8 protein-coding genes are annotated in these 11,705 nt (G+C 68.8%); 3 read left to right on the forward strand and 5 right to left on the reverse strand.

The genetic code is table 11. The annotated features are described in order from the left end of the window. Window positions 1–310: 310 nt before the first annotated feature. Both V6M51_RS15900 and V6M51_RS15905 read left to right on the forward strand, forming a co-directional pair. Entirely contained in the window at window positions 311–1,927 is a 1,617-nt protein-coding gene (locus V6M51_RS15900; protein WP_332768728.1) for a flavin monoamine oxidase family protein, read from the forward strand. A 20-nt stretch (window positions 1,928–1,947) separates the two neighbouring features. Then, window positions 1,948–2,448, forward strand: a complete 501-nt coding sequence (locus V6M51_RS15905) for a RidA family protein (RefSeq protein WP_332768729.1) — start codon at window positions 1,948–1,950, stop codon at window positions 2,446–2,448. Window positions 2,449–2,638: 190 nt separating this feature from the next. Here the strand turns inward: V6M51_RS15905 and V6M51_RS15910 are convergent, their stop codons facing one another. Next, window positions 2,639–3,070, reverse strand: a complete 432-nt coding sequence (locus V6M51_RS15910; protein WP_332768730.1) for a tautomerase family protein — start codon at window positions 3,068–3,070, stop codon at window positions 2,639–2,641. A gap of 87 nt (window positions 3,071–3,157) precedes the next feature. Here V6M51_RS15910 and V6M51_RS15915 point away from each other — a divergent pair, with 87 nt between their 5' ends. Beyond that, entirely contained in the window at window positions 3,158–3,745 is a 588-nt protein-coding gene (locus V6M51_RS15915) for a TetR/AcrR family transcriptional regulator (RefSeq protein ID WP_332768731.1), read from the forward strand. On the opposite strand, the gene V6M51_RS15920 is transcribed toward V6M51_RS15915, so the two are convergent. The 4 genes from V6M51_RS15920 to V6M51_RS15935 form a co-directional block, all read right to left on the reverse strand. After that, window positions 3,742–4,185: a response regulator transcription factor gene (locus V6M51_RS15920; protein WP_332768733.1), complete on the reverse strand. Its 444-nt coding sequence runs from the start codon at window positions 4,183–4,185 to the stop codon at window positions 3,742–3,744. The two genes, V6M51_RS15915 and V6M51_RS15920, sit on opposite strands and share 4 nt — an antisense overlap. Continuing rightward, window positions 4,169–6,940, reverse strand: coding sequence for a PAS domain S-box protein (locus V6M51_RS15925; protein WP_332768735.1), 2,772 nt, complete (start codon window positions 6,938–6,940; stop codon window positions 4,169–4,171). Before V6M51_RS15925 ends, V6M51_RS15920 begins: the two co-directional genes overlap by 17 nt. A 111-nt stretch (window positions 6,941–7,051) precedes the next feature. Continuing rightward, entirely contained in the window at window positions 7,052–10,537 is a 3,486-nt protein-coding gene (locus V6M51_RS15930; RefSeq protein WP_332768736.1) for a PAS domain S-box protein, read from the reverse strand. A 121-nt stretch (window positions 10,538–10,658) separates the two neighbouring features. Further along, on the reverse strand, window positions 10,659–11,444 hold the full coding sequence (locus V6M51_RS15935) for a pseudouridine synthase (RefSeq protein WP_332768737.1): 786 nt from the start codon (window positions 11,442–11,444) through the stop codon (window positions 10,659–10,661). Window positions 11,445–11,705: the final 261 nt, after the last annotated feature.

Consider the following 11,705-nt stretch of genomic DNA (forward strand, 5'->3'; position numbering starts at 1 on the left):
TCAATTGGCTTAGTGATCGTGACGGCACATTGCGCAGAAAGCAGACATTTGACGTCGATGATGCGGAGTTTTGAAGCAAACTTGCGGCTGTAACGACTCCAACAATCGGAAGTTGTGCGGAATTTCAGGTGTAGACGAACTGACAGCTTCGTCAGTTTGTCGGATAATTGAACAGGTTCGCTCGTTATTTGCGCTGAGCCAGCCGATCCGGCGTGGATTCCTGGGGTCCAGCTTGCCAAGGGCGGGGAGGCCGCAGGCATCTGAGGCCCGCGACGCGGCAGGCGGCGCAGATCGGTCAGCGGAGCGTGAGATGGGGATCAGTCGCCGGAGTTTCTTGCATCGGGTGGGCGCCACCGGAGGTTATGGCGCGGCCTATACGGCGATGATGGCGCTGGGGTTGCTGCCCACCGCCGCGGCCAGCCAGGTCCCGGTGATGCCGGCCGACCTGGGAGCGGGCAAGAGCGTGGTCATCCTGGGCGGCGGGATCGCCGGGCTGGTCAACGCCTACGAACTGGAGCGGGCCGGATTCGCCGTGACGCTGCTGGAGGCCCGCGATCGGCTGGGCGGCCGCAACTGGACCCTGCGCAACGGCTCGAAGATCGAGATGGTGGGCGAGCCCGACCAGACGGTGACCTTCTCCGAGGGGGTTTACATGAACGCGGGCCCGGCCCGCCTGCCCAGCCACCACGAGGGGGTGCTGGGCTATTGCCGCAAGCTCGGGGTGGAGCTGGAGGTCGAGGTCAATTCCAGCCGCAGCGCCTATTTCTGGCCGCAGGGCTCGGACGCCAAGCCGATCCGCATGCGCCAGGGGGTGAACGACACCCGCGGCCACATCGCCGAGCTGCTGGCCAAGGCCGTGAGCAAGGGAGCGCTGGACCAGGAACTGAGCCTGGCGGACAAGGAAAAGCTGCTGCCGTTCCTGAAGACCTACGGCGACCTGGACGCCCAGATGACCTTCAAGGGCACCGAGCGCTCGGGCTTCGTGCAGGTCCCGGGCGCCGACGCCCAGTACGGCACCCACGGCGCGCCTCTGCCGCTGTCGGACCTGCTGTCCAACGAACAGCTCCGCTCGACGCTGTTCGAGGACCAGATCTACATGCAGGCCACCATGTTCCAGCCGGTGGGCGGCATGGACCAGATCGCCGTCGGGTTCGAGCGGGCGATCAAGAGCCCGGTGATCAAGAACGCCGAGGTGCTGGAGATCCGCGACACCCGCGGCGGGGTGGCGGTGGCCTATCGCGACCGGGTGAGCGGGGCGCGGCAGGTGGTGTCGGCGGACTTCGCCATCGTCACCATCCCGCTGAACGTGCTGGCCAAGATCGACACCAACTTCGCGCCGGACATCAAGGCGGCGATCGCCAGCGTGCCCGGCGACTATTCCAACAAGATCGGCTTCGAGGCGCCCCGGTTCTGGGAGAAGGAGCAGATCTACGGCGGCATCTCCTTCGTGGGCGGGGAGACCAACCTGGTCTGGTATCCGTCCAACGGCCTGCACAGCGAGCGCGGCATGCTGCTGGCCTGCTATGGCTCGGGACCCCGGGCCAAGGCCTTCGCCGAGAAGCCTCTGGCCGACCAGATCGCGGTGGCCAAGGGCGTGGTCGCCGGCCTGCATCCCGGCCACGAGGCCGAGCTGGAGAAACCGGTGGTGGTCAACTGGAGCAAGATACCGTTCAATCTGGGACCGTGGCCGGCATATGGCGGCCGCGGGGGGCAGGAGGGGCGCAACGAGGACCCCGCCTATGTCCTCCTCAACAAAGAGCCCAAGGGCCGCGTCTATTTTTCCGGCGCCCATCTCAGCCAAATGCCTGGCTGGCAGGAGGGCGCGGTGCTTTCCGCCCATCGGACCATCGGCTTCATCGCCAACCGGGTGGGACAAAGCGTAGCCGTGACGCCCAAGTCCAAGACGCCCGCCGCGGCCGCGGCCTGACCCCTCTACTGGAGACATCCATGCGCAAGACCTTCATCCCGGCCCTGATCGCCGGCCTCGCCCTGGCGGGCCTGGCCGCCCCGGCCCTGGCGCAGAATACACATATCGGGGCGCCGACCTCGCCCATCTCGTCGGCCGTGCTGGTCCCGGCCGGGTCGGAGACCCTCTATGTCAGCGGCATCACCCCGCCGGTGCTCAACGAAGGCGCTCCCGCCGGCACGCCGATGGAGTTCGGCGACACCAAGACCCAGGTGGCGGGCATCCTCAAGCGCATCGACGGCATCCTGAAGGCCCAGGGCTATTCGTTCGGCGACGTGGTGATGATGCGGGTCTTCCTGGTCGGCGACCCGGCCAAGGGCGGCAAGATGGATTTCATGGGGATGATGGAGTCCTACAAGGAGGCCTTCGGCACGGCGACCCAGCCGAACAAGCCGGCGCGGATCACCATGCAGATCACCGGCCTGGTGATGCCGGGCATGCTGGCCGAGATCGAGGTCCAGGCCGCGCGCGCGAAGAAGTAAGCCGCGAGCGCCTGAGCGGGGCGGTCCGGTCCGGGGGGGCTGGGCCGCCCTTTCGATTCGGGGCAGGGCTACCGAATATGGCTCGGAGGCAGCGGTGCTCGCCTCCTCTCCCCATGAATGGGGAGAGGAGGCGAAAACGCCATATGTGACCGCCTTGCGATTCGGGGGGAGGCGGCGCCCCGGAGCAGCTTCAGGCGGAGGCGACTTCGTACGGCGTGGCCTTGTTCTCGGCCGACCACCGCTTTTCGGCGGGTGTGTCGGGCATGGGCGGTCTCAGGCCCTGGATGGTCCAGAGGCTGAAGGGCGTCTCATCGACATGCATCTCCCACCTCAGGCCCCGGTCGGCGATGTAGGGCGCGAGAAGTTGGCCGACGGCGGCGAGGAAGCGGGCCTTGAGCCCCTCGTCGCTGAATTGCCTGGCGATATGGTCCACCCAGATGCGGACGAAATCGTCGGCGGGCTCTCCCCCGATATAGAAGGACGTGCTCGGAATCTCCTGGAACACGACGCCGACGTAGAACTTCGGAAGGGCGCGATAGATGGTGGTGATCCGCTCGGCGATCGCCCGCTTGTCCTCGTCCGAGAACGCACCGACCGGGTGGTAAAACTTCCAAAGCGGCATCATTCAGCTCCTGGCGACGAGGCGGGCTTGACCTCAATAATGATGAGCATCATCATTGTGTAGCTTGGGTGTCAAGAGGTCGAGAGCATGCGGATCAGCCGCGAGAAGGTGCGTGAGAACCGGGAACGCGTCGTGACCGCCGCGGCCGAGCTGTTCCGGGCCCAGGGGTTCGAAGGCGTGGCCGTGCCCGAGCTGATGAAGGCCGCGGGCCTTACCCATGGCGGCTTCTACAATCACTTCGAATCGAAGGAGGCGCTGGCGCGCGAGGCGCTGGAGAGCGCCTGGGCGGCGATGGCGGAGGAGCGCGGACGGGCCCGGGACCTGCCGCAACTGCTCCGCGGCTATCTTTCCAAGGCCGCGCGGAACGCGCCGGGCAAGGCCTGTCCCGCCGCCGCGCTGGCGGGTGACGTGAGGCGCCAGCCGGCCTCGGTCCGGGCGACCTTCGCGGACGGCCTGGACGGCATGGTAGAGTCCATCGAGACGGCCCTGGGCGGCGTCGGCCACCGCACGCAGGCGGTCGGACTCGTGGCGCGAATGGTAGGCGCGATCATGCTGTCCCGGGCCGTGCCGGACGATCATCCGCTGGCGACGGAGCTTCTCGAAATGACTCTCAAGGCCGCGCTTGACGAGCTGGCGAACGAACCGGTCGCGCCAGGCGGCGATTTCCGAGCCTAGAGCTCCAGCACCGGTGGAGCGGGTTTGGCCGGGGCCGCCGGCCGAGCGGGCGCGCGGCGGACCAGGCGGGCGACGCGGGCGAGAAGCTGGTCGTCGTTGAACGGCTTGGCCAGGAAGTCGCGGGCTCCAAGCTTGATGGCGGTCTGGACGTCGTCGGCCTGGTTGCGGGCGGTCAGCACCATGACCGGCATGCGGAGGATCTGGCCGGTCTCCTTCATCTTACGCAGCACGTCGAAGCCGTCGAGGCGGGGCATGTTGATATCGAGGATCATGGCGTTGGGCCGCACCTCGTCGAGCCGCGCCAAGCCCTCATAGCCGTCCCGACCGTAGAAGGTCTGGTAGCCGGCGAGCTGCAGGCGGGTGGTGATCAGCTCAAGCACCATGGGCTCGTCCTCGACCACCAGGATACGGTAGCGCGAGGCGTCAGGCGACCCTTGCATCGGCGTCCTCCAGGTCTTCGGCGCCCCACTGAAGGGCGCGGGCGATGGCGTAGATCAGGGCCGCGGCGTCCAGGGGCTTGGACACCACGCCGTCGAAGCCATCGGCCTGGAAACTTTCCAGGCCGGCGTCGGCGGAAAAGGCGAGGATCGGCACGTCCTGGTTGGGGCCCGGCTCGCCGCGGATGCGGGCCAGGGTCGCCGGGCCGTCGAGGCCTGGCATGCGGATGTCCAGCAGGATGATGTCGTAGGGCAGGGCCTGGGCCGCCTCGACCGCGGCGAGGCCGTCCGCCGCCTCCGACACTTCGGCGCCCATGTGCCCGAGGATCGCGCGGGCCAGTTCACGGTTCATCGGATTGTCGTCGACCACGAGGGTCCGCACCCCGTCGAGCGAAGGCATGGCGGCGGCGTCAGGGTCCGGCCGTACGACGGCCTCGGCGCGCGGGGCGTCGAGGCTGAAGAAGAAGCACGACCCCTCTCCCGGCGTCGAGTTGACGCCGATCGCCCCGCCCATGGCCTCGACCAGGCCCTTGCAGATCGCCAGGCCCAGCCCGGTGCCGCCGTGACGGCGGGTTGAGGAGGCGTCGACCTGGGAAAAGCGCTGGAAGAGCTTGCGCTGCTCGGCTTCGCCGAGGCCGGCTCCCGTGTCTTCGACGCGGATCTGGAGTTGCTGGGCGTCGTGGTCATAGGCGGCGACCAGCCGCACGCCGCCGGTTTCGGTGAACTTGACGGCGTTGCCGATCAGATTCAGCAGGACCTGGCGCACGCGGTCGGGGTCGATCCGAACGCAGTCGGGCAGGCCTTCCTCCACAAACCGCAGCGTCAGGCCCTTGGCGTCGGCCTGGGGCGAGAACAACAGAAGGGCTTCGCGAAGCACCTGCGCCGGATCCACGGGACGCGAAGCGATCTCGACCTGCCCCGCCTCCAGCTTGGAGAAGTCGAGGATGTCGTTGACGATGGAGAGCAGGGCCTGGCTCGCCTCGGTGACCCTTTGGACGTGGGCGGCGGCGGCGTCGTCGAGGTCGGGACGATCCGACAGCAGCTTGGCGAAGCCCAGTATGGCCGTAAGCGGGGTGCGGATCTCGTGGCTCATATTGGCCATGAAGTCGGACTTCGCGGCGGCCGCGGCCTCGGCGGCGTCGCGGGCGGCGAGCAGTTCATCGTCGAGGGCGACGCGGGCGGTGACATCACGGACCACGTCCTGGAACTCAACCAGGACGCCATCGTCGGCATAGATCGCCTTGGCCTGCGCTTCGAGCCAGACCATCCGGCCGTCCTTGCGATAGGCGCGATACTTGAATCGGATCGGGTCGGCGTTTGGCCCGGCCGCGATATAGGCCGCGAACTTCCGCACGGTCGGGACGACGTCGTCGGGATGCATGAAGGCCGTGGTGGTCTTGCCGACCAGTTCGTGCGGCTCGTAGCCCATGACGGAAGCCAGCGAGGGCGAAAGGAACCTGAAAACCCCATCGGGCCCGTAGCAGCTGATAATGTCCGTGGCGTTGGCGGTCAGCAGCCGGTAGCGGGCCTCGCTCTCGGCCAGGGCCGTCTCGCCCGCGCGGCGCGCGCTGATGTCGTGCATCAGGGTGGTGATCTCCCACCCCGACTGGCCGGCGACAGCGCTGGCCGCCAGTTCGACGGGAAATTCCTCGCCCGATTTGCGTAGGGCGGTCAGCTCGAGACGCTGATCGAGGATCGTGCCGTCATTGCGGCCGAGAAAGCCCGCCAGCCGCTCGCGGAGCGCAGGATGGTCGCGGGCCGGAATGATCAGGGCGGCGACGGATTTGCCAAGCGCCTCGGCGGCGGTCCATCCGAAGATGATCTCGGCGTGACGGTTCCAGCCGATGACCAGGCCAGTCTGGTCGAACGACACGATGGCCTCGTTGGCGTGGTCGATGACATTGCGCATCCGCGCCTCGCTGGCCTGCAGCGACGCCTCCAGCACGCGGGCGGCGGTGATGTCCCAGTTGACGCCGATCACGGAGAGGGGCGCGCCGCCGGGGCCGCGGACCAGCGTGGCGCGGGCGCGCAGGTGACGAATGGCGCCGCCGCGGGCGATGATGCGGAAATCGGTGTCGAAGGCGGTCTCGCCGGCCATCGCCGCGCGGCGCTCGCCCAGGACGCGTTCCCTGTCGTCCGGGTGCAAAGCGCCCTCGAACAGCTCGTAGGAGGGCGGCGGCTCGTCCATCGGCCAGTCGTAGAGTTCGTACATCCGGGCGTCCCACGCCAGGGCGCCGGCGGCGATGTCCCACTCCCAGATGCCGACCTCGGCGGCGTCGACGGCAAGGGCCACTCGCTTGGCCTGGCGCCGCTCGCGGACATGGGCCTGTTCGAGGGCCAGCTCGGCGCGCTTGCGCTCGGTCACATTGCGGAAGGCGTTGAGGATTTCGATGGGCCGGCCGGCCGCGTCGCGGATGAGCTGCGGATTGCCCTCCAGCCAGATCCATTGGCCGTCCTTGGCGCGGTAGCGGATGACCCTGTCGATGGCCCGGTCGATCGGCTCCCCGCTGAGCAGCGCCGCGTGGTTGGCGGCGAAGCGCGCCTCGTCGTCCGGGTGCACCAAGGGGAAGAATGGCTGGCCGATCAGCTCCTCGGGGCGGTAGCCCAGGGCGCGGCAGGACGGCGAGACATAGAGCAGGAGGCCGTCCAGGCCCGCGCGGACGACGATGTCGGTGGTGTGCTCGGCCAGCAACCAATAGAGCGCCTCGGCGCTGCTCGGCCGGTCGGCCGCGGAGGCGCTGTCGATCGGGTCCGGCAAGGGCTTCGTCTCCGAGACGGGCGCAAGGTCGCGAGCGCCCGTCTCAAGCCTCACTCATGGACGTGCAGAAACCGTGAACCGAGCCGTGACAGTCCGCCGCAGCGCGGCGCCTCAGGCGACCTTTTCATCATCGGCCTCTACGGACCGGGGATCCCATTGGACGGCCTGCGCGATGGCGGTGATCAGGGTCATGGGATCGATGGGCTTGGCGATGACGCCGTCGAAGCCGAGCTGGGTGAAGCGTTGCAGGTCGGCGTCGGCGGAGAAGGCCAGGATAGGGACGTCCTGGTTCGGTCCCGGCGCCTGGCGGATGCGCGCCAGGGTCGCCGGGCCGTCGAGGCCGGGCATGCGGATGTCCAGCAGGATGACGTCGTAGGGCAGGGCCTGGGCCGCGGCGAGACCGGCCAGGCCGTCGGCGGCGTCGGTGACCTCGACGTTCAGGCCCCGCAGGATGGCGCCGGCCAGCTCGCGATTGAGCGCGTTGTCGTCGACCACCAGGACGCGGACTCCGTCGAGCGAGAAGGCCTCGGCTTCGCCCTCGCCGCGCTCGACCGCGGCCTCGGCCTCGGGGGCGTCGATGCTGAAGAAGAAGGTCGAACCGCGGCCGGGCCGCGAGCGGACGTCGATCTCACCGCCCATGGCCTCGACGAGGCCCTTGCAGATGGCCAGGCCCAGGCCGGTGCCGCCGTGGCGGCGGGTGGATGAGGCGTCGACCTGGGAGAAACGCTGGAAGAGCTGGCGGCGCTGGTCGCCGGTCAAGCCCGCGCCGGTGTCCTCCACGCTGACGTGCAGGCGGGCGGTCTCGTGGCGGACGCGCAGGCGCACGGAGCCCCGCTCGGTGAACTTGATGGCGTTGCCCACCAGGTTGAGCAGGATTTGCCGGAACCGGTCCGGATCCAGGGCGACGGCGGCCGGCGGATCGCCCTCGGCGATGAACTCCAGCACCAGGCCCTTGGCGTCGGCCTGGGGCTCGAACATCAGCAGGGCGGCGCGGGCGCATTCCACCGGGGAGGTCGGCCTGGGCACGATCTCGTACTGGCCCGCCTCCAGCTTGGAGAAGTCCAGGATGTCGTTGACGATGGAAAGCAAGGCGCGGCTGGCCGAGACCACACGCTGAACCTGGCCGCGCGCGTCGTCGTCCAGGTCCTGGCGCTCGGCGAGCAGGTCGGTGAAGCCGATCACCGCGGTGAGCGGCGTGCGGATCTCGTGGCTCATATTGGCGAGGAATTCCGACTTCACCGCGGTGGCCGCCTCGGCGGCGACGGTGGCCTGGGCGAGGGCCTCTTCCTGGGCGACTTGGGCGGTGACGTCGCGGATCACGTCGACGAAATAGGCGTAGTCGGGCCCGACCTCGGAGCCGAGCCGGGCCGGGTTGGACTCCAGCCAGATCCAGCGGGCGTCCGACTTGTGCCTGCCCCGCCAACGAACTCGTTGGCCCGCCTCGCCCTTGGCCAGGCGCGCGAAGGACGCGCGGACGCCGTCGAGATCGTCGGGATGGATAAAGTCCGACACCCGCAGGCCCAACAGCTCCTCGGGCGTATAGCCGGTGACCGTGAGGCAGGACGGGGTGGCGAAGGTCATCCTGCCGGCGACGTCGGTGGTGACGATCATGTCGGTGCTGTTTTCCGCGATCAGGCGGTAGCGGGCGTCGCTGTCGCGGACGGCGGCCTCGGCGCGCTTCTGCTCGGTGATGTCCATCATGACGCCGAAGGCGCTCTTGGGCCGACCGTCCTCCATGGCGACGATGACCCGCGAGAGGAGATTGCGCATCTCGCCGCTGGGCAGGATGATCCGGAAGTCGTGGTCGATAGCTTCGCCGGTGGCGAGCGCCGCCTCGAACTTGCGGGTCGCGGCCTCCCGATCATCCGGATGTCGGAGCGCCTGCACCTGCTCGAAGCTCGGGCCGTCTCCGGCCGGGTCCAGCCCGAGGATGCGCAGGATCTCCTCCGACCAGGTTCCCACGCCGGTGGGGACGTCCCAGGTCCAGTAGCCCATGTTGGCGACCTGTTCGGCCGTTCGCATGAGCTTGTTGGCGGTCAGGGCGACGGTCTGCGCCGCCTCGAGGTCGCGGGTCTTCTGCTCCAGGGCCTGCTGGGCGGCGACCCGGGCGGAGGCGTCGCGGGTGGCGGACACGATGATCGGAGCGCCGTCGTCGCCCGTCGCCACGCGGGCGTTGATTTCCGCCCAGATGAGCTCTCCGTCCTTGCGCCGCATCCGCATGAGATGCTGGACGGGCACGCCGGGCTCGGCCTCCAGCATCCGGACGCGGGCCTCCACCAGCCCCGGCAGATCCTCCATCGGAGCGAAGTCCCGGGGCGCGGTCCCGACCATCTCTTCGGGCGAGAAGCCCAACAGGCGCTGGGAGGACGGCGAGCAGTAGACGAAGCGACCGGAATGGTCATGCAGGCTGACCATGTCGCCGGCGTTCTCGGCGAGCAGCCGGTAGCGATCCTCGGCCGCGCGATAGGCGGTCTGGTCCTCGACCTGGGCGATGAAGTATTTCGGCCGGCCGTCGGTCTCCAGCACCAGCGACACCGACAGCCGCACCCAGACCAGCGAGCCGTCGGCGTGGATGTAGCGCTTGTCCATCCGGTAGTCGGGGATCTCGCCGGCCAGCAGGCGGCCCAGCAGGCCGAGGTCGGCCTCGAGATCGTCCGGGTGGGTGATGGTCTGGAAGTCGAGGCCCAGCATCACCGGTTCGGAATAGCCGACGATGCCGCAGAAGGCGCTGTTGATCTTCAGGAAGGATCCGTCGAGGCCGACCAGGGCCATGCCGATGGCGGCGTGGCGGAAAGCGTTCTCGAAGAGGGTCTCCTGGGTCTTCCGCTCGGTGATGTCGCGGAACACGTTGAGGATCTCGATGGCCTTGCCGTCCGCGTCGCGGATGAGCCGCGGGCGGCCTTCCAGCCAGACCCAGTCGCCGGCCTTGGTGCGGAAGCGGTGCTCCCGTACGGCGGTCTGGTCGATGGGAGCGCCGGCGAGCAGGGGCTCCGTATTGGCCGTGAAGCGCGCCAGGTCTTCGGGATGGACATGCTCGTAGGCCGAGTGACCGATCAGTTCGTCAGGATCGTAGCCGTAGGCCCGGCAGGACGGCGAGACGTAGAGCAGGGTCCCGGTCATGTCGGTGCGGACGATGACGTCGGTGGTGTTCTCCGCCATCAGCCGGAAGCGGCCTTCGCTGGCGGCGGCGGCCTGGAAGGCTTGCTGGAACACGGTGATGTCGCGGCAGACGACGGCGAGACGGCAGGGCGCGCCGGAGGCGTCGGGAACCGCGGACACCGCGACATCCCACCAGCGGAGCGCGCCGTCGCCGGTCGGGCGGCTGGCCCGGAAGCGCGCCGTCGGGCCGGTACGGGCCCGGGCGACGGCGTCGCGGATCCGCGGTCGCATGTCGGCCGGCCACAGGGCGGCCCACTCGCAGCCCGTCACGCGCGACAGGTCGGCGATCTCCAGCAGGCGCAGGCCGCTGTCGTTCATGGACTCCAGGGCGCCGCAGAGGGTGAGGGTGGTGACGGCGTCTGGGCTGGACTGGATTAGGGCCTGGCAGAGCTCGGGCGAGGCGAGCCGGCCATCCGCGGGTGCCGAGGTAATCGTCAAGGTCCTGTCCTGCTCTCGAATTTGGGGCGCAATGCGCTCCGATATCGAGCGTGACTCCGCAGGCTTCGGAAATGATGAACGGACCTGCGGCCCGCTGCCGCACCCAGGACGTGTGGCGGGCCTAGGTTGCTGCCGGAGCGCGCTGCGGCGGGCTGATCAGGGCGGTGCGCTCGGCCGGCGTGATGTGGCGCCAGCGACCCTCGGGAAGGTCGGCCAGGCGCAGGGTCCCGATGCGGACGCGGAACAGGTCGACGACGTTGAGCTCGACCATTTCGCACATCCGGCGGATCTGGCGGTTGCGGCCTTCCTTGAGCACGAAGCGCAGGAGCTGGCCCTCGACGACCTTGACCTTGGCGTAGCGGAGCTGGCGGCCGTCGAGCTGCAGGCCATGGCGGAGCATGGTCAGCTTTTTCTCGGTGATCTGGCCGGTGACCCGGACCATGTATTCCTTCTCGAGGTTGGAGTCGGGCCCGATGACCGCCTTGGCCACCACCCCGTCCTCGGAGAGGATCAGCAGGCCGCGCGAGTCCATGTCCAGGCGACCCACCGGGGCTAGGCGCGAATCCCAGTCGGGGATGGTCGCGGCCGGGCCGTAGAGCGCCTCGCGGGTGAGCAGGCGCACGGCGGGGACCTGACCGGGGTCGGGCTGGGAGGAGACCACGCCCACCGGCTTGTGGACGATCACCGTCATGGAGGATTCGAGCGCCGCCTGGGCGACGTCGGCCAGGGTGAGGGTCTGGCCGGGCTCGATCTTGCGGCCGACGTCGTCGACCCGCTGGCCGTCGATGGAGACCAGGCCCTGGGCGATCAGGCCCTCGGCCTCGCGGCGCGAGCAGACGCCGTTCTGCGCCAGCCAGCGATTGACGCGCTGGGGCTCGGGTTCGTCATAGAGGCGGGTCCAGGCCATGGGGTCTCAGGTCGTTGGGCGGATCGATCTTCTAAGGCAGGAGGGCGTCAAAGTCCCGCTCAGTCGGCTTTGCCGACAGCTCCCCCAGAGGGGGAGCAACTGGGGACTGCGCGAACCTTAGTTCCTCCCCCAGCGCGGAGCGCGATTTGGGGGAGGTGGATCGTCGCCTCTTCGCGACGAGACGGAGGGGGTTGAAGCGCACAAGAGCGAGTCAAAGTCCCCCTCAGTCAGCTTCGCTGACAGCTCCCCCAGGAGGGGAGC

It is taken from the genome of Phenylobacterium sp. (assembly GCF_036677185.1).
Taxonomy (GTDB): Bacteria; Pseudomonadota; Alphaproteobacteria; order Caulobacterales; family Caulobacteraceae; genus Phenylobacterium.